We start from the raw sequence: 19,814 nt of genomic DNA on the forward strand, positions 1-19,814 counted from the left end.
TGGCCAGTAAAATGATCTTCACCACATAAAAATGCACGCCGAACGCAACGTGAAATACAGTGATAATACTTTGTATCTGCCAAACTTACTTGCCGTTTTCTTGCAGTAGCCATATTTCACCCTGTTTGTTTTTCATACTAATTAAACATTAGTGAAAAATTGGCGAAATACAAACTTTATAATGGGTGTCTCGTTTATTGTACTTTGATAAACATCAGGTACATCACCTCTCAGTTTCTTTTGTCGTTTGGAAAATAGTTCAAAAATAGACATTCAACCTCCGTGGAATGATTTACAGCTAATGAGGCTGTAGAATAACTCCAATAGCCAAATTCAATTAAAAGACGAGCTCCTGTAATTAACTCTAAACGCTTTTAGAGCATTAGGTAATGTATTTGGAGCCCATAAAACTGGCTGTTTTTCTTAAAAAAGAGTAATTCTACAGTCTCAACGCCTCGCTAAGAGGCAATTAATATGTTGGCTAAAATAAGCGACGCAGGAGCAAAAACCAACTGTTTTTTGTCCTTGTTGAACCGTCTTGTTAACTTGCCAGCCACTGAAGAAATGTTACAGCGTGACTCAGACCCGTAGCTAATAAACTGATGATAAATTTTAATGAATCTTTCAAACCAAAAATAGCCTCAATTACCGTAATGGTAGTTAATAAAAGGATTAAATTATTGGTTCGCGTTTGAAGCAGTTGCTGCTGACTTTGACAGTAGTAATCATGCCACCACTCGTTTTCTTTTTTATAAGGCTCATCTATATCATGGTCTCTATGGTGTTGATAAGTTTTGATTACCTCACCATCTTTATCAGGAACCAAAAAACAACGGGTACCGATTGACCCTTCATGCCAGAATGTATATCGATCAAAATACAATTCAAATTCTTCACCAGGATTTAACGCTTTAATTTTGGGTTTAGAATGAGCTTGTTGAGTGAAACCATCAAACCCACTACTCGAGCTGATTTCAAATTTAGATATTGTTGCTCCTGAAAATGGTTCGGAACCAATGTTTTTTATTTTTAGACCATATTCAAATGGTTCATTTTGAATCAAAAATGGATATTTTCTAGCGTACCATCTTTTTTTAATAGGCCTATGGATAAATTGAAGACGAAGCTCCGCCTGCTTCTTAGGTAGCATTTCCATTTGCTCTCCTTTATTTTTTTCCACTAAAAACTCCGATTTATCAAGGCAAGTTAACGCCGTAAATAAACGGCAAAAATTAGTTGGCTATAATTTGTGAGGTACGAACAAAGCCAACTGATTTTTGTCCGCCCTTTTTATTTTGCTTTGTTATATGCCCGATTACACCCCGAGATTTCTAAAAATTACCCGAGCTAACATCAATAGAACAGTATAAATGAGAACTAATGTAACAAGCATTCCCAATAACCCCAAAAACACGACGTTCGTGGGTAATTCTCTCAGTGGCTGGTTTACATCTACGTTTAATACACCACCCACATAGTGAACTAAAGACACAAACAGGAATGTGGAAATAAACACTAGAAGTGTATAAACGAAATAACGAACAACTTTTCCTTTTGGGTCCGGAGCAGAATCAAATCTATAATCGAATTTATTCAAGTGAAACTCCAAGTTTGTTCAGGGCATATAACATCTTTATCAGAGGACACTTTCCCTATTTTAGCGTGAAAACGTCCTTATTTTATGAACTTATATTAATAACAAATAGTGTAAGTTATTACCAGCTATAAATATTAAGCTTACTGTAGTTTATTTAAACATGTGAAAAAGGGGAAAGTATCCTCTTATTATGACTAAGCTAACGTCCCCTGAATGACTGCTGATCAATCAAAACGGCCTATAACATCTGTAATTTTAAAGTTCGCTCTTCCAGTTTAATAACTTCTGTATATGCCCTGTTGAAGCAATGATCATATAACAGGCTTGGAGATAGCTCATTTCGTGTAATGACTTAAGTGCTTGTATATCAAGCTGCGCCAATGCCTGTTCGTTAATGGCGTATAAACCAGTATAAGTTTGCTTTTCGCCATGTTGAGTAAGGCTCAGTTGTACGGCTTCTAACAACTCATGCTCTAGCAAGGTCGTTATAAATGCACTAGTGCGCTTATTACCGTGCATCAGCATCATTAACTGCTCACAAACAGCGTTTAAGTAGGCCGTGGGCTCTCCCTGTGGATCAAAAATGCGCTCTCCTGTATTTGTATTAACACGTGGGTGATCTTGATCAATAAGCACAGCGAGGTCGTTATCCGATGACTGTGTTTCTGGCGTATCACGTAAACCTAACTTGAACGGCTGACGCTTTATATGCAGTGGTATGTGTTGTGCTCGCCAGCTTCCTTGGTGCAAAAATAAATTCTCTCCCGCTGTAAATCCAGTCAAAGCATACAATTCAAACTGGCCTGTTTGTGGGTTTTTCATAAAGTACACAGGGTAATCTAACACCAACTGCTTTAGCTCATCAGCAACTATGGGAATGTAATTAATATTGTCACCAAGTTCATCAGCGCGCGCATTGTTTATATATAAGTTTGCGTGTGTATTTTTATCTAATAATATTGCGTTTGTCATCGTAAAGTTACTCATTTAAATGCGGTTTTTTAGCTAAATCTTTTGTAAACCATACTGTTTTATTTGTTTTAATAATGTGCGGTTACCCGGTAATCTATTCACTAATTCAGCCGTGTCTTTGGTATTTTTAGTTGCTAGATTTTGCGCTTTTTTAATCGCACTAGGATGATTACCATAATGGGTCGTCGCCGTTTTAAACCCCATGCCATACAATACGTATTGGTAACTTGCTGCCGGAAATACCTCAACAGAATAATCAAAGTGGTTGTCGTTAGGGATATGTGTTCGCCATAGTGCTAAGTTATCTTGTAAGCTTTGCGGGATACTTTTCTCAGCGCAATGTTGCTGCCAAAAAAGGCTATCGGTTCGCTCACTTAACATGTAGTGCAGCTTTAAAAAGTCGATAATACGCTGCCAACGGTAGTTAAAAGTACGATTAAATCGCGCGGCGGTTATATCCATAACTTGGCGATTAGCCGGTAATTGCTCTGCTATAAAGTTAGCGGATATTTCCACCAGCAATAAGGCCGATGCCTCTAATGGCTCTAGAAAGCCAGCCGACAAACCAATCGCTACACAGTTTTTGTGCCAAAACTTTTCTCGGTGTCCTGGTTCAAAACTAATTTTTTTAACATTAAAGTCAGCGCGCTTAGTAGGCGAGATATTTAAGTAAACAAAAAGTTGCTCTTTGGCTTCTTCCTCGCTGATATGGCGACTTGAGTAAACGTGCCCTACTCCACGGCGTGTTTGCAGACCAATATCCCATATCCAGCCAGCTGTTTGTGCTGTAGAAATGGTGTGTGAACTAATTACCTGAGTGTCATCTTCATACGGCATGTGTACTGCTAATGCACTATCAGCAAACAAAATGTCTTTACATGATTTAAAGCCAACTTTTAAATTTTCACCTAACAATAAAGATTTAAACCCTGAGCAATCTATAAATAAATCGCCGTAAAGCGTTGTATTATTATCCAAACTTAATGAGTGTATATCGCCATTGACGTTATTATTTACCGATAAAACACTGGCTATCACATGTGTTACGTTTAAGTTGTTGATGCAATGCTCTTTTAAAAATGTAGCAAATAAGCCAGCATCTAAATGATAAGCGTAATTTGCCACACCACTGTATTGCGCTGTTGTTAGGGCTTTCGGTGCTAAATTGTGCTCACACAAAGCGTGTTGAGGACAAACAAAGTTTGCAAAGTGATTGTAAGGTGCGGCTGAGTCAGTGTTTTGGGTTAGCCAAGCTGCAGCTAAACTATTATCTACAAAGCCTTGCGGCATCATCAGTGGATGGTAATAAAAGTCGTTTTCTTTTGTGCTATGCCAGTTAGCAAATTTAGCGCCTTGTTTAAACGACACATTACATTGGTTAATAAAATCGGCTTCATCAACGCCCATATTTTGTAATGTACGTCGCATGGTGGGCCAAGTCCCTTCTCCTACTCCCACAGTTGGGATATCTGATGATTCTACTAAGGTAATTTTATAATTAAGACTATGGTGTTTTTGTAAGTAAGCGGCGATGATCCCTGCACTCAACCAGCCTGCTGTTCCACCGCCAACAACCACAATTGATTGTAAGTGATTATTCATAGCAACCTCTTTATTGCTATAGAGCAAATCCAAAAAGAGCAAGGCCAGTAGTTGCCTTGCTCATAATTAACGAGCTGTTACCACTTAGCAGTGAAACCTATGCTATAACGTGGGCCATATTGCTCAGCAGATATCAGTTGTTCGCTAAAGCGGCCATGACGACGAACAGTTTCGTCAGTCAAGTTCAGCGCATCAAAATTAACTGAGTACGATTCATTAATCGTGTAATTAAAGTTAAAATCTAACTGACCGTATGCTTCAGTAAACGTAGGCTCTGTGCCTAGCGAAAGTAAGAACTCGTCACGCCAGTTATAAGCAAGACGCACTTGGAAGTCGTCATTCTCATAAAAACCGACAAGGTTACCAGAGTCACTCAAGCCCGCTAGAGCAATGGTTTGATCAAAGTTATACGGTTCAAACTCTTCGTCACTGTTAACTAAGGTATAATTAGCAACAACACCAAAACCGGTATCCTCAATCATATATTGACCGTTTAATTCCCAGCCATCTACTTCACGATTTTGTAAGTTATCTGGTGTTGAAATATCAAAGGTCACAACTGGGTCAGACGCTTGACTCATACATGCAGGGTTTGGCGTATCAGAGCTATCTGGACAACCTGGGCGCGGATTTACACTTGGATCGCGCAGTGGCTCACCGTTAATGTCATCAAGTGTGCCTTGTACAACCCCTGCACCAATGAAGTTTTCTACAAACTTTTTGAAATAACCGACTGATGCATAACTGCCATCATTACCATACCACTCAAACGAAAAATCAAAGTTGTCTGAAGTAATGGGTAAAAGATTTGGGTTGCCTTGCGACGCATTAAATGGGCCTTCTGGGCGTGCATTGATTGTTGTTGAAGGGAACATGGCATCAATGCCTGCACGAGCAAGCGTACGGCTATAAGAAAAACGTGCTTTGTAGCCGTTATCTAAATCAGCACTTAAATCAAGGTTTGGTAAGATTCGCGTGTACTCACCTTCCAGCTCTTGTGGCGTTGCCTCAGCGGCATACACAGGACGTAGCTCTTCAGCATGGCGGTAATTTAGCGCAACGATAGCTGGCTTCACAGAGTAACCGGTTACATCCGTGCTTTCATAACGTACCCCAACATTCATGTCTATGGGAATATCATTAAACTCGGTACTTACATCTAATGACACGTAAAATGCCAATGTTTGCTCTTGTACGCCATTAGTTGAAATATCTGGTTCTCTAAATAGCCCTTCATTTTTCACAATACCAACAAAGTCTTGCGCACTAAACCTTGGTATATATGGGAATAATTGATCTGACCCTGAAAACTTGTCAGCAAAGCCTGTCGCATCATCAAATGTCATGCCTAAACTTTCTAATGGAACATCTACGAATGAGAATTGCTCAGATAAATAAGTATCAATTTGATAATCAGTGTACATAGCACCAAAATGAATCGCTGAAATTGCACCGCTGTTTAAGTTTTCCCACATACCACTGGCATGATATTGCTTGATATTATTTTCCATCTCATAGCCACGACGCTGGTATAAATCAGATACAATATTATCTGTATTATAAGCGCCGCCCGGTAGTGATGAGTCATCAACTGTGATACGTGGCACTTCAGTTGAGAAATTAGCACCTATTAAATCAACTGAACCTGGAATATTTTTTAAGTTCGCGATTGTTTCAGCCGTATTACCATCTGGGTTTGAATGAGAGGTTGAATCATGGGCATCAAAGCTCAATTTAAGTGAATCAGACGCTTGCCATGCGAGATTTAAACCAAAAGAGTCGTTCTCTTTTTTCTCGTAAAGCTCCCATGCCCAAAAATTAAGTTCATCATTAGCATTGGTGATATCCAATAAAGTACCATTTTGATCTGCTGTGCCACCTGGGTTATCGAACCAAAATGTCATTTTATTCGTTTCACTGATCTCTTCAAAACGCGATAAAGTATAGTCAAACGTTGCGGTTATATTATCTGTAGGTGCAAATTGTAATACTAATTGGGCGTTATCACGGGTACGTTCCGTTTCAAAACGTTCCATTTCTGGTGTCCACGGCACCCAGTAAGTTCCCGTAGGATTGACCGAAGTATCAATAGCACTGCTATCAACACCATCTGGGTTAGCACGGTTTTTAACCCAACCTTGTGAAGTACCAACACGTTCACGACCACTTTCCCGTTCTGAATGTGATACAGACAGCAATACACCGAACATATCATCGGCAAACGTTTGGCTGATCATTCCAGATACTTCAGGTGTTATGTTCGATTTTTCTGAGCTGGTATCTTTAATTGCTTTTACATTTGCAAACGCTTTAAAGCCATCATAGTCAAATGGTTTTGCTGTGCTTATATCAATCGTGGCACCAATGCCACCTGATGCGACATTCGCTTTACCTGTTTTATAAACAGACACACCCGACACACTTTCAGCTGCAATTTCTCTAAAATTAAAGCTACGTGACACGCCTGCCTCTTGCAAAACTGACGAGTTTGGCATTTGGCGACCATTTAGCGTTACTAAGTTAAAGCTTGGACCAAAGCCACGCACTGTTACTTGGTTACCTTCGTTATTAGCACGGTCAATAGACACACCGCTAATACGCTGTAATGACTCTGCTAAATTTGTATCGGGTAATTTACCTATATCCTCTGCTGAAATAGCATCAACGACCCCTGATGAATCCTGCTTGATTGATGCTGATTTACTCAATGCACTACGGATCCCCGTAACCTGAATAACCTCTACATCATTATTTACATCAGTTGTATTTTCTTGCTCTGCATAAGCCAGTGGTGTTGACACCAGCATAGCGATACAAATTGCGTTTAACTTAAATTTTGTATTTATCATTTTTACACCTAAATATTGTGTTTAGACGACGTTGCCAGTAATGATTTGATTTTGGCTCCCCTAAATTGTCATCAAAACATTGTTAACAATTAACTTTAACAATAATGGAACACAGCTCAACAAGTCAAACGAAATTAAACAAAAATTTTACAACCGCACTGTATAGGTGATTTTTATATGGGGAGAAGGTATTAGTAACTATATGAATTTTCGGTTATTTTAGTCTTTTGGGGAATCAAGCGAAAGCAATATACTCGCTAAGTTCCCCAACCAGTTTAATTGTTTAGTAAAGCAGTAATCTTGCTTGCAGTACTTTTAAGCTCTTCGAGCATTGCTTGGGCATTCACTGCTGATGTTAATTCTGCATCAAAAGATGAAATAGTCAGTGCAGCTATCAATTTTGCGTGGGGTTTACCTATCAGCACAGAAAAATCATCAACACCGGTGATCAAAGGATTACTCTGTACAAGCTGACCTTGTGTACAAATAACATCGAGTTCATGTTGCAACTGGCTTAGCGCTTTAGATTTTAACGTACTATAACTTGCATCATGTTCAATCAACATACCACGAACTTGCTCGTTACTATTTGCTAATAATAATTGACCCGCCGTTGATTTACTTAGCTTAAATAATGATCCTTCTGCAATGCTTAAGTGCATTGCACTATGACTGCGAGCTTGTACCACCGTCATGGCTTGGCTTTGATACAGCATAGTTAAATAACATGACTGTCCCAAACTCACCGCTAAATCTTCCATGTAAGGTATGGCGCATTGACGCACTTGATCAATCGGCGAAATAGACCGAGATAAATTATAAAGCTTTAAAGATAAACTATAACGTCCCGAAAATTCATCCCGTATTAAATAGCCCCGAGACTCTAAACCAACCAGCACTCGGTAAATTTCGTTTGCACTACGACCAAGCCCTGCCGCTATTTCACTTTGTGAACAAGTACTGCCTTTAAGAACTAAAAACTCAAGTATATCTAGCCCCTTATCTAACGCAGGTACCGCGTATTTACTTTTTACTTTTGTGTTCATTATCCACCCAACCATGCAAAAACAAGACAATTCACGATATTCATATATGAATATAAAAATAATTTTTCTAACTCATAATATTTGAATTTATGTAGAAACAATTAGTTAATCATCTTCACTATTATTCATATATAAATATCATATTTTTATATAAATTCAAGCTTGACCATTTCATAAATCCAACTCATCATTGTCAACAATTTACAACGAGTAGTCATTTACAGGACACCCCCTTATGAACAACAGACAACTAACACCACAACAAATTGCTGACTTTCATCGAGATGGCTACGTTATTGCAAAAGGCTATTACGACGAACAAGAAATTGCCCGCTTACAGCAAACCGCCTTTAATGATGATTCGCTATACGAGCGAGCATGGCATAAAAAAGATGCGGATGGTGCAGTAAGTAAAGTGTGCTTGTGGCAAAAAACTGGTGATGACTTTTACAGTATGTTTTCACGTGGCCGTCGTTTAGTTGATGTATGTGAAACTCTGATTGGTGAAGAGGTTTATCATACAAGTACTAAAATAATGATGAAAGAACCGTTTGTTGGCGGCGCTTGGGAGTGGCATCAAGACTTTGGTTACTGGCATCGAGATAACTACATGCTTTACCCTAAAGCGATTAGCTGTATGGTGGCTATTAATAAAGCAACAATCGAAAATGGATGCTTACAAGTTTTAAAAGGCTCACATCATTTAGGCCGACTTGATCACAGTAAAACGGGCGATCAAAAAGGTGCCTGTTTAGAATTTGTTGAAGAAGCAATGAAATACCATGAGCTGATCAATGTAGAACTTGAACCTGGTGATGTCCTGTTTTTCCACTGTAATTTATTACATAAATCCAACCAAAACCGTGCTGCAGAGCCGCGTTGGTCAATGATCTGCGCATTTAACGCAGTTACTAATCAATCGTTTAAAGAAAACGAAGCTGTGTATTATCCGTTAGACCCCGTTAACGACGAAGCCATTTTGAACTGGAAACCCGCTTAACTGTTCATCCGTAATTCTAGCCAAACCAACTCATAGATTGTTAGCCCTTTTCTTGAGTTGGTTTTTTAATTTGGAAAACCAATGATTTGTAGCCTAACTGAAAAACAAAAACAACAATTTGCGCACCCATTTCCTAAAAATGGCCAAGCTCCCCACGGTAAAATAATTGGTCACGGCAAATTCAAATATAAAGTAGATGCGCATTGGGGCAAACTCGATCCTAAGCAGTACCCAATCGAAAACTGCCATGCCATGGTAATGGATTCACAAGGTCGTATTTTTATGATCACCGATAATACCCAAAATAATATTTTGGTGTATTCACAACAAGGTGAACTACTCGATGCTTTTGGCACACTATTTCCTGGCGGCCATGCTTTAAAAATTGTCAAAGAAGGCGAGCAAGAATTCTTATATGTTGTCGACAGTGGCTGGATTGTTAATCGTCACTGGGATGGTCACAGCAAAGAGCAATGGGATAGTCCGACTAATAATGTCATTCCACAAGCCGGATTTATTGCGAAAATGACTTTAGATGGCAAACTTATTTACACCATTGGTCACCCGCAAACATACGGTGCTTATACGCCAGATCAACCCTTTAGGCCTACTGATATAGCCATCGCCCCAAATGGTGACTTATATGTTACGGATGGTTACGGCAGCGACTTTTTACTGCACTTTGATAAACACGGCCGATATATCAAGCACTGGGGTGGGCATGATAACAATGATGCCAACTACAATTTACATAATCCCCATGGCATCGAGGTGGATTTACGTGATGCCACCAACCCGACTTTAATTGTCAGCTCTCGTTTTGAACAGTGTTTAAAAGTGTTTTCTCTACAAGGTGAATACCTTTCAAAAATAAGTGCGAACGGCGCGTATATTGGTGGGCCAGTTTTTAAAGGTGAACTATTTTACGCTCCGGTGTGTTGGTCGCATATTGACGAACGTAATGCCGATGACTCTGGCTTTATCAGTATTTTTGATGAATCGAATAAAATAGTGGCTAATTTAGGTGCGCCACAACCTGTATATATAGAAGGTGAGTTACAACCAATGCAAACAGATTGGCAAATATTTAACCATGTACATTGTATTTGTGTTGATCAAGATGACAATCTCTATGTTGGCCAATGGAATTCGTCAAATAGTTATCCTATGAAGTTAATAAAACAGATTTAATGCAAAAAAAAGCAAATACGATCATTGTTTATTGTTAACAATGATCGTATGTTATTCATTCTAGTTTACAACAGGATCAAACTATAATGACAACACCTCGCCCTTCAATAACACTTAATTTAATTGCGCTTAGCTTAGCCTGTGTATTTGCTAATGGTTGCAGCGATACACATAAAACACTTGAACAAGAACCATCTATCAAATCGCAAGCAGACCCGTTTACTGAGGTAGAAACACTTACTAAACTGGTTGATTTTTCAAAGCAACAACAGCAAAGCTGGTTTTCCGATAAGCATACATCGCACCAATTCATTGAGACTGCAAATAGTAAAAAGTTAGCGTTAAGTTTTTCTGCAAAGGGAAATATTTCTGAACTAAAAATAGCCCCACCCAGTCCTTGGGATTTATCATCGTATAATAACTATAACGTGGCTTTTGACGTTGAAAATACCAGCGCCAGCTCAGTACACGTTTACCTCTCTATAGAAAACCCAGAAGGGCAACTACAAAGCCGCTCGGTTAGTTTACCTGCGAATTACTCAGGTACTGTCTATTTTCCTTTAGATGGTAAAGAAGCCCAAACCAATACTGGCATGTGGGGAGATGCACCACCTTGGCAAACAAATGATCGATTAATGGTGTGGCGCTCTTGGCGTGAAGATGGTGGCGACTTTACTAAAATTAGCGCAATGAACCTCTTCACTATCGGTGTGTTAGAAGATAAGTCTATATTAATTGGTGATATTAAACTCAGAAAAAACCCACCATCCGATCCCAATTGGATGGTCAATGTTATTGATAAATATGGTCAATACACAAAACAAACGAATGAGCTAACTATCACCTCAGATGAGCAGCTTAAACGTTTGGCTGATATTGAATTAGCTGAACTTGCAAAGTCAAAAGGTATGAGCGATCGCTCTCGATTTGGTGGTTATGCCAAAGGTCCTAAATTAGAGGCCACAGGCTATTTCAGAACTGAAAAAGTAGACGGTAAATGGTGGATGGTTGACCCTGAGGGCTACTTATTTTTCTCTCATGGTCCGGCCAATGTACGCATGGCTAATCTTACCACCATTACCGGCGTAGACTTCAAAAATGATTCGGTCCGCAATCGCAGTAGCGATGAGATCACCCCTGAAGATTCAATGGGGATAATTAAAGTCTCAGATGACGCTCGCCAAAGCCGCTTTATTACCTCTGAACTGCGCCATAATATGTTTGAGTGGTTGCCCGACTACAATGAGCCATTGAGTGAGCACTACAGTTACAGACGCTCTACACATAAAGGGCCTGTTGCACATGGCGAAACATATAGTTTTTATCGTGCAAACTTACAACGTCGCTATGGAGAAACATCACCTAAATCATATTTAGACAAATGGCACGAGGTAACTCTTGAACGGATGAAAGATTGGGGCTTTACATCATTTGGCAATTGGGTCGATCCAGCTTTTTACGATAAAGAATCAGTGCCCTATTTTGCCAATGGTTGGATTATTGGCGACTTTAAAACACTCTCTGGACATACTAACCACTGGGGACTGATGCCCGATTTTTATGATCCCGAATTTAAAAATCGCGCAGAAATTACCATTGATGCCATAGCTAAAAGCATTAAATCATCACCTTGGTGTATAGGTATATTTATCGATAACGAAAAAAGTTGGGGCGAACGTGAAGGCAGTGTAGAAAAACGTTACGGGATTATACTCGATGCCCTATCAAAAGATGCACAGCAAAGCCCAGCTAAACACGCATTTGCTACACACCTTAAACAAAAGTACACCTCAATAAATGCACTAAATAAAGCATGGCAAAGCGATATTTCAAGTTGGGATGAACTTAATAAAGGCGTTACGTTTACTACCTACACAGACGCACAAATAGCCGATATCTCGAAAATGTTAGAAATGCTTGGCGAACAATACTTTAAAGTAGTCAATGGCACATTAGCTAAAAAGCTTCCTAATCATTTATACATGGGTGCTCGCATGGCTAACTGGGGCATGCCAGATGAAATTATTAAAGCGTCGGTAAAATACTCGGATGTATTGAGCTTTAATATTTACGAGGAAGGTATGCAAGATCATTACTGGCAATTTTTAGAAGACGTTGACCTACCGGTTGTAATTGGCGAATTCCATATTGGTACAGCTACTGACTCTGGTTTGTTTAACCCTGGTATTGTTCACGCTGCAAATCAAACAGACCGTGCTGCTATGTATAAAAATTACATGCAAAGCGTACTCGAAAAACCCTACATGGTTGGCGCTCATTGGTTCCAATATGTTGATGAACCCGTATCTGGGCGGGCATTTGATGGTGAAAACGCCAATATAGGCTTTGTCACCACCACTGACATCCCCTACCCTGAAATGATTCAAGCGGTAAAAGACGTTACCTCTACCATGTACGAAAATCGCTACGATAAATAGCGAAAACGCTAATATGACCGGCTTCTATAAGTTTAGCCGGTCGTTAAAATGTAGTACCTAGTTACACAATTAAGTGCTGTTTTAGGTAATCTTTCATATCTACATTTAGTTGCCATTGTTGGGTCATTGGTCTATTTGAGTTGAGTTCATTAATCATATAAGGCCAAGGGCCAAACTCTGGACAGATATAAAATATTTGCTGGCCGCGTGCTTTAGCTAAATCTATGATCTGTTGCCACCATTGCACATATACATTTAATGTTTCCTGCCATTGATGGCTAAATGGGTCATTCACTTGTGCTGATTGAGTATTACCTACTCGAGCGTGAATATAATAACTGTGCTGTTGCGCGAGTTTTAGTGACTCTTGTTGTTCCTCTAGGTAACTTTCACTGACATTAGTCCAATGGGAGAAGTCAGCATTTAATTTTAGAGTTGGAAACTGTTTAAAATAAGGCACTGTGGCAAATGCTGCAAAATTAAACCGTCCTCGGTGAGTCTCGTGAGTAATTGTGATACCCAAAGTACGCTCTAACGCTAAAGCATCATTGAGTAACAAGCTGTTTTGTTCAACACTATAAAAGTCTTTTCCGGTATGTGAGTTTATAAACACTGGATTGAGTGATGCCAGAAAGCGCAATCTCGCATTAAATTTAGCGCGGTATTGTGCAAACGATTCAGTTGTAGGTGCTAGCCATTGTTGAGCTACCACAATAAAACTATCTTCGCGGGCTGCTTTTTTAATCGTTTCAATAAACTCATCGTCATCAGGGAAATTTATTTCAGCCCCATCAAATCCAGCATCAAGTACCTTTGCTACAAATTCATCGGCTGCTGTCCCTTCACAGCCCCAGTAAGGGCATAAAAACCTTAATTTCATAATATTGCCTTTTATCTAAATTCAGCATGCGCAGCTGCTGCACAATCATTGCAGCAATAAAAAATGCACGCTAAACTCCAATTATAATTTGTTAACAATAAACTATATGTCAAAGCCAACGATCTATTGTGAACCGTTTTGTATTAAAGACGGCTACGAGTTTGAAATTCATCATGTTAGTTATCTTCAACACGATGCTTATTCGTGTTTTATGCACTTTCATCAAGTGCATGAATTTATATTTTTTGAGCGCATCGATGGCACTTATTTTTACCATCAAGGTGAATCTACATTGGCTGATTACGAAGCAGTGTTTACCCCAGCCATGGAAACCCATGACTTTGAACTCAAACCTCGCCCTAAATCTTGGTACATAGTGCAATTTATACCTGAACGCCTAAACGATCCGGCTTTAAGTGAATTTACTGAGCTACTTAAGACCGGTTTACATTTAAGCTTTAGCAATGAAATACAAAAAAGAATTCATAAAATACTCGCGTGGATGCTAAGTGAGTTTAACGAAAACCCTAAAAGTAAAACCTGTACTCAACTGTTTAATAGTTTAATTACTATGGTGTGCGAGTACGGTAAAAGCAGCTTATCGGCGCTGCAAAAACCATTAAGCGGCTCAGCCAGCTTTAAAAAACTGACACCAATAATTAATGAACTTAAAACAAACAACGGCTTAACTCTGTCACTTGAACAAGCCGCAGGACTTTGTCATTTATCACCGTCGTATTTTTCGCGAGTATTTAAAAAATACTTTAGAGTACCTTATTCTGATTATCTTATTCAGCACAAGCTATACAGCGCTGCACGCCAACTAGGACAAACAGATGTATCGGTGACCGAAATAGCTTACGATTTAAGCTTTTCCAGCCCGTCGTATTTTATTAAGCAATTTAAGCATCACTTCAAAGTGACCCCCTACCAATATCGGCAACAATATCGCCAGCAATTACAGCCCTAAAGCCAGCTACTCACTTAGTAATAATGCTTTTGTAAGCGCCGTTGTGGTGTCCTTTAATACCTGTTTATTAACCAGTAAACTTTGTTTAATTGCTTGCATACCCAGTACATAGGCTTTGCTATTGTTAACCGCTTCAACACATAACAATTGCTCAGCCTTGAAATACCACACCGAAAATTGCGTCGGCGATTCTTCACGAACAATTAATTCGTCATACCCTTGTGACAAACCAACAATTTGCAATTTGTACTCGTATTGATCTGACCAAAACCAAGGAACCGCAGGAGCTAAGGGCGCTTTATTCGTTAGAAACTGCGCTACAGATTTAGCTTGATCAACAGCATTTTGTACTGACTCTAAGCGGATCCAACGTTGATAAATTTTGCTAAAGTGCGTTGTACAATCACCAATTGCGAAAATATCAGGGTGAGACGTTTGGCAAACATCATTCACTTTAATACCTTGCTCAATCGCCAAGCTCGCATCACTGGCCAATTGTGTATTTAGCCTAACGCCGACTCCGACTAAAATAAAATCTGCGGGATAATGCGTACCATCACTACACACAACCAAGTGTTTATTGCCTTGGTGTTGTATTTCGACAACGTCTTTCCCTGTGTGTAGAGCTACGCCTTTATCTATATGCAGCTGGGTTAAAAAGTCAGACATCACACTTGATGTGACACGTGATAATATTTTGTCTTGCTTTTCAATGACGGTTACATCAGCGCCTAATGCAACAAATGATGACGCTGATTCAAGCCCTATATAACCGCCACCAATAATGACAACGTGTTTGTCGGTACTATTTTTAAAAGCCGCTTTAATCGCTTGGGCATCCGCAAACGTTCGCATAGCAAAATACTGAGGGTTACCCGCCTCATCAAGGGTATCGCTCAACCCAGGTATGGGCGGAATAAAAGCAGAACACCCTGTCGCTAGCACCAATTTGTCAAACGTAAGACAACTGTCATCATCTAGGGTAATTAATTTTTCTTGCTTATCAATGGCTGCCACTGTTTGCCCTAATAGCAGTACTAAATTGTTATCTGTGTAGGCTTTTTCAGCTTTAAGCGGTGTTGATAATGTGTCACTTGCTTGCAATGTTTTTTTAGACAATGGCGGTCTGTGATAAGGTAACTCTGGATCACTATCTATTAAGGTAATACTGCCAAGCCAGCCTTGCTGGCGTAAATTAAACGCAAGGTTCACACCTGCGTGACTGGCACCTATTATCACTATATTTAAATCTAGCGAATGCGTTGATGAGTGTATAGTTTGCATAATAAATCACTCAACTATTTAATTAGCAACAACAAAGGTCATGCCATCGAGGTCTTCAGAGACTTCAATTTGACAACATAAACGACTAAATTCAGTCACGTTATCATCCAGTTCCAGCATGTCACTTTCGATTTCATCTGGTGCGCCTATTTTTTCAAAATCCTCAGGCGCAACGTAAACATGGCATGTTGCACATGAGCACACCCCGCCACAATCGCCATCAATACCCGCGACACCATTCGCCGCGGCTAACTCCATCAATGAGCCGCTATTACCTTCAACCTCTACAGCGCCATTGTTTTTGGTCATAAAAATTACTTTTGTCATGATTATTCCTCTATTTTTACTGACACTTGCTACAGTGCATTTTGTTATTGATTAATTATTTAGCGGCTAAACGGACGCGAAGACTGTTAAACCCTACTTTTCTTGAAAATTCACCAAGCTGTTCAATATTTTCGTCAGCTACAACTGTCTCTATGTGGGCTACTTTTTTAGCCAGTGATAACACTAATTGGCGTAATAACTGTCGTGCATGAGTGGCCCCTAAACAGTTGTGATGACTAAAACCAAAACTCACATGAGGGTTTACTTTTCGATCAAAATCAACGTTATTAGGATTTTTAAACACGCTTTCATCGCGATTTGCCGATGCCCAACATAGTGATATACGGCTATCAGCTTTTATTGCATGCTCACATACTTGGGTATCTTCGGTTGCAACACGCCCCATCTGTGTTAATGGTGAGAAGTAACGAATAAGCTCTTCAACAGCACGATTTATGATTTCAGGTTCATCATGAATACGCTGTAAATCGCTGATGTTTTCACTAAAGTAAGCAATTGAATTGGTGATTGCATTTACTACCGTATCGCGTCCACCAGCAAAGGTTAGGATCATGACGCCTTTAACTTGCTCTTTCGTCATTTTTTGACCATTGACTTGCGCTGCAAGTAATACTGAGTACAAGTCATCACTTGGGTTAGCCATGGCTTTATCTATTTCATTATCAATATAGTCATAAAGAATATTAGCTTTATCGCCATCTAAATCACTGTCTTCACTGCGAAATACATGAGTGCCCCAATCAATCCACGTTTGCGCTTTATCCATCGTGGTATTTAATAACAAAGTCAGTGCCTTTGATTGCAGTGGCAATGCAAACTCACTCACTATGTCCAATGATTGCACACGCAATGCATAGTCAATAGTGTCATCTATGATCTGCTGTAAACTAGCTTGATATGCATCGTCTAACGGGCGTTTAAACCATGGGTTTAATAACTCACGAAAACCACCATGCTCAGGCGGGTCGACTTCAAAAGGAATTTGCCGTGTTTCACGAATTGCCACTTCAGATGGAATAACAATCCGCCCAGGTTTTGCGCCAGATTGAAAAACAGCACAATTATGCGCCGCTTTACGTACATTTTTTAAACCTAAGAGCATATTTATGGGATCATTCTGATCGTCCATTTGCCCAATGCCTGATGCAGTACGTTGCTCTTTAAATGCATCTGGAAAATCACTCACACCTGTAATTTTTGCTGTCATGCTGAAATACCTTACGACCAAAAATATAAATTTAATGCTCTATACTAGTCCGATATTTTTGGCTTAAATACGCAAATTATATTCATAAATGGTAGTTTCATGTCCTTTTTAGCATTGAGTTAATTAACTCTCAGGCACAAAAAAGCCGATGCGTTTGCATCGGCTTTAGGTGGGCAAATGTGAGAGAATCCACCCTGCCTAATTACTGCTCGTTTAAATAAACGGTTTTCTTCTCAAGATATTGTTCTAAACCGTATTGGCCGTCTTCACCGCCCATACCGCTTAGCTTCCAGCCATTGTGGAAACCTTGATGTTGCTCACCTAAACCACGGTTAACATACACTTCACCCACTTCCATTTCTGCAATTGAGCGATGAATGTATTCCATAGATTTAGTGTATAAGTACGCTGAGAGTCCATATTCACTGTCGTTGGTATAAGCAATAGCTTCATCAATGCTGTTGATTTTGATGATTGGCAATACCGGACCAAAAGTTTCTTCGTGCACTAAAATGTTATCTTGTTCAACATCAACCAGTACCGTTGGCTCGTACCAATTGCCGCCTTCGAACCCTGCCACTGTGGCAACTTTACCACCCGTTGCAAGCTTAGCCCCTTGAGCAATGCCTTTTTCAACAATTGAGTGAATATTATTAATTTCACTTTGGTTGACCTTAGGCCCCATCTCAGATGTTGGATCCATTGGGTCGCCTACTTTGAGCGCTTGTACTTTTGGAATGAATTTTTCTATAAAGCTATCGTATACATCGCTGTGAACATATAAACGCTCGGCACAGGTGCAAACTTGACCACAGTTAGCAAAACGCGCTACCACAGCATCATCAACGGCTTTATCAAGATCAGCATCTTCCATAACAATAAACGGCGCTTTGCCGCCAAGTTCCAGCATCACTGGTGTTAAGTTTTTACCACTGGCTTGATGAATAATTTGCCCAGCACGCGTACTGCCAGTCATGGTGATTAGCTTTGTCAGCGGGCTTTCACATAAGTGTTGGCCAACAACTGAGCCCGTACCATTAACAATGTTGATCACACCAGGCGGAATACCTGCTTGATTAGCAATTTCACCTAACTCCATCGTGGCTAAAGGTGTTTCTTGAGTTGGCTTAATTACAATTGAGTTACCGGTAATAAGCGCAGGACCAATTTTACGCCCCGCTAATGCCAATGGAAAGTTCCATGCTGTGATTGCCACAACCACCCCACGGGGAACTTTATGAATGTAGATTTTTTCGTTTTCGTGATCAGAAGGAATGATATCCCCTTTGATCGTCAACGCATTATCACAGGCATATTCGATAAATGTGGCTGTAACATTGGCTTCCATGCGGGCAACATCAATTAACTTGCCTTGCTCTTGTACTAATAGCTCAGCAAGGCGCTCGTTATTATCACGAATACCTTGGGCAAATCGGCGTAAAATTGTCGCACGTTCGCGAGGCGTTTTCTGTGCCCACTGAGTTTGTGCTACCGTGGCCGTTTCAAGCGCAAGTTGTGCGTCTTCAACACTGCCTTTAGGAATGACACCCACTTGCTCGCCGGTACTTGGTGAGAGCACGCTGATGGTGTCGCTATTTGATGAGCTAATATACTCACCATTTATAAAGTTTACGTTATTTTTTATTGTCATGGTTTTATCGTCCCATCCAGCCGCCATCAACTAATAGAACACTACCGTTCATGTAGTTTGAGGCATCTGATGCTAAAAATACAGTTGGCCCTTTAAAGTCATCCGGTGTTCCCCAACGACCTTGCGGTATACGATCTAGAATCGATTTTGCACGCTCGGCATCATTTCTTAGTGCTTCGGTATTATCAGTGGCAATATACCCTGGTGCAATGGCATTTACATTAACACCTTTACTGGCCCACTCGTTAGCAAGTGCTTTGGTTAATTGACCTATTGCACCTTTACTAGCTGCATAACCAGGTACAGTAATACCACCTTGGAAAGTAAGCAATGACGCAGTAAAAATTATTTTACCTTGTCCACGAGCCACCATTTCTTTACCTAATTCACGGCTTAAAATAAATTGTGAATTTAAGTTAATTTCAATGATTTTATCCCAGTACTCATCACTGTGCTCCACCGCAGGATCACGTAAGATAGAACCCGCGTTATTGACCAGAATATCAATTTTTGAGTGATCTTTTTTCACATCATTAATAAAAGCATATAAGCTTTCACGATTAGAAAAATCACATTGGTAAGCATAAAACATTTGTCCACGAGCAAGTACTTGCTTTTCAACATCTGATCCTGTTGCAGGCAAACTAGCTGATACGCCAATCACATCAGCACCGGCTTCAGCCAATGCAAGGGCCATTGCTTTACCAATACCACGGCTACAACCTGTGACTAATGCTGTCTTACCTTTAAGTCTAAATTTATCTAACATATTATTTTCC

The 19,814-nt window shown here is 39.8% G+C and carries 15 protein-coding genes and 1 pseudogene; 4 read left to right on the top strand and 12 right to left on the bottom strand.

Annotated elements, in window-relative coordinates:
- From AAEU30_RS21010 to AAEU30_RS21035, 6 genes and pseudogenes are all read right to left on the bottom strand, one after another.
- A pseudogene (locus AAEU30_RS21010) lies at window positions 1–113 on the bottom strand (Mobile element protein); the annotation flags it as partial.
- 428 nt (window positions 114–541) lie between these two features.
- Window positions 542–1,180 carry a hypothetical protein gene (locus AAEU30_RS21015; RefSeq protein ID WP_421962231.1) on the bottom strand — a complete coding sequence of 213 codons (639 nt, stop codon included), beginning with the start codon at window positions 1,178–1,180 and terminating at the stop codon, window positions 542–544.
- 672 nt (window positions 1,181–1,852) lie between these two features.
- Window positions 1,853–2,569: a SapC family protein gene (locus tag AAEU30_RS21020; RefSeq protein ID WP_421962232.1), complete on the bottom strand. Its 717-nt coding sequence runs from the start codon at window positions 2,567–2,569 to the stop codon at window positions 1,853–1,855.
- Window positions 2,570–2,602: 33 nt separating this feature from the next.
- Complete coding sequence (locus AAEU30_RS21025; protein WP_421962233.1) at window positions 2,603–4,171, bottom strand: tryptophan halogenase family protein; 1,569 nt, start codon at window positions 4,169–4,171, stop codon at window positions 2,603–2,605.
- Between the two features lie 77 nt (window positions 4,172–4,248).
- The gene (locus tag AAEU30_RS21030) at window positions 4,249–7,020 is read right to left on the bottom strand and encodes a TonB-dependent receptor (protein ID WP_421962234.1); all 2,772 of its coding nucleotides are present in this window, start codon (window positions 7,018–7,020) and stop codon (window positions 4,249–4,251) included.
- A 275-nt stretch (window positions 7,021–7,295) separates the two neighbouring features.
- Entirely contained in the window at window positions 7,296–8,066 is a 771-nt protein-coding gene (locus AAEU30_RS21035) for an IclR family transcriptional regulator (RefSeq protein ID WP_421962235.1), read from the bottom strand.
- A gap of 235 nt (window positions 8,067–8,301) precedes the next feature.
- On the opposite strand from AAEU30_RS21035, the gene AAEU30_RS21040 reads away from it, so the two are divergent.
- The 3 genes from AAEU30_RS21040 to AAEU30_RS21050 all read left to right on the top strand — a co-directional run bounded on the left by AAEU30_RS21040 (window position 8,302) and on the right by AAEU30_RS21050 (window position 12,695).
- On the top strand, window positions 8,302–9,066 hold the full coding sequence (locus AAEU30_RS21040; protein ID WP_421962236.1) for a phytanoyl-CoA dioxygenase family protein: 765 nt from the start codon (window positions 8,302–8,304) through the stop codon (window positions 9,064–9,066).
- An 81-nt stretch (window positions 9,067–9,147) separates the two neighbouring features.
- Window positions 9,148–10,257 (top strand): NHL repeat-containing protein, encoded by a 1,110-nt coding sequence (locus tag AAEU30_RS21045; protein WP_421962237.1) that lies wholly within the window; start codon window positions 9,148–9,150, stop codon window positions 10,255–10,257.
- Between the two features lie 86 nt (window positions 10,258–10,343).
- Window positions 10,344–12,695 (top strand): agarase, encoded by a 2,352-nt coding sequence (locus AAEU30_RS21050; protein ID WP_421962238.1) that lies wholly within the window; start codon window positions 10,344–10,346, stop codon window positions 12,693–12,695.
- A gap of 61 nt (window positions 12,696–12,756) precedes the next feature.
- Here AAEU30_RS21050 and AAEU30_RS21055 read toward each other — a convergent pair whose 3' ends face one another.
- Window positions 12,757–13,575 carry a sugar phosphate isomerase/epimerase family protein gene (locus AAEU30_RS21055; RefSeq protein ID WP_421962239.1) on the bottom strand — a complete coding sequence of 273 codons (819 nt, stop codon included), beginning with the start codon at window positions 13,573–13,575 and terminating at the stop codon, window positions 12,757–12,759.
- Window positions 13,576–13,681: 106 nt separating this feature from the next.
- On the opposite strand from AAEU30_RS21055, the gene AAEU30_RS21060 reads away from it, so the two are divergent.
- Window positions 13,682–14,545 carry a helix-turn-helix domain-containing protein gene (locus AAEU30_RS21060; RefSeq protein WP_421962240.1) on the top strand — a complete coding sequence of 288 codons (864 nt, stop codon included), beginning with the start codon at window positions 13,682–13,684 and terminating at the stop codon, window positions 14,543–14,545.
- Between the two features lie 6 nt (window positions 14,546–14,551).
- Here AAEU30_RS21060 and AAEU30_RS21065 read toward each other — a convergent pair whose 3' ends face one another.
- The 5 genes from AAEU30_RS21065 to AAEU30_RS21085 form a co-directional block, all read right to left on the bottom strand.
- The gene (locus AAEU30_RS21065; protein ID WP_421962241.1) at window positions 14,552–15,829 is read right to left on the bottom strand and encodes an NAD(P)/FAD-dependent oxidoreductase; all 1,278 of its coding nucleotides are present in this window, start codon (window positions 15,827–15,829) and stop codon (window positions 14,552–14,554) included.
- An 18-nt stretch (window positions 15,830–15,847) separates the two neighbouring features.
- Window positions 15,848–16,156, bottom strand: a complete 309-nt coding sequence (locus tag AAEU30_RS21070; RefSeq protein ID WP_341616431.1) for a 2Fe-2S iron-sulfur cluster-binding protein — start codon at window positions 16,154–16,156, stop codon at window positions 15,848–15,850.
- A 55-nt stretch (window positions 16,157–16,211) separates the two neighbouring features.
- Window positions 16,212–17,384, bottom strand: coding sequence for a cytochrome P450 (locus AAEU30_RS21075; protein WP_421962242.1), 1,173 nt, complete (start codon window positions 17,382–17,384; stop codon window positions 16,212–16,214).
- 202 nt (window positions 17,385–17,586) lie between these two features.
- Window positions 17,587–19,035: an aldehyde dehydrogenase gene (aldA, locus tag AAEU30_RS21080; RefSeq protein ID WP_188161722.1), complete on the bottom strand. Its 1,449-nt coding sequence runs from the start codon at window positions 19,033–19,035 to the stop codon at window positions 17,587–17,589.
- A gap of 4 nt (window positions 19,036–19,039) precedes the next feature.
- Window positions 19,040–19,804, bottom strand: a complete 765-nt coding sequence (locus AAEU30_RS21085; protein ID WP_421962243.1) for an SDR family oxidoreductase — start codon at window positions 19,802–19,804, stop codon at window positions 19,040–19,042.
- Window positions 19,805–19,814: the final 10 nt, after the last annotated feature.

Origin of the sequence: Pseudoalteromonas mucoides, assembly GCF_049257175.1 — a bacterium.
In the GTDB taxonomy this organism is placed as follows: Bacteria; Pseudomonadota; Gammaproteobacteria; order Enterobacterales; family Alteromonadaceae; genus Pseudoalteromonas.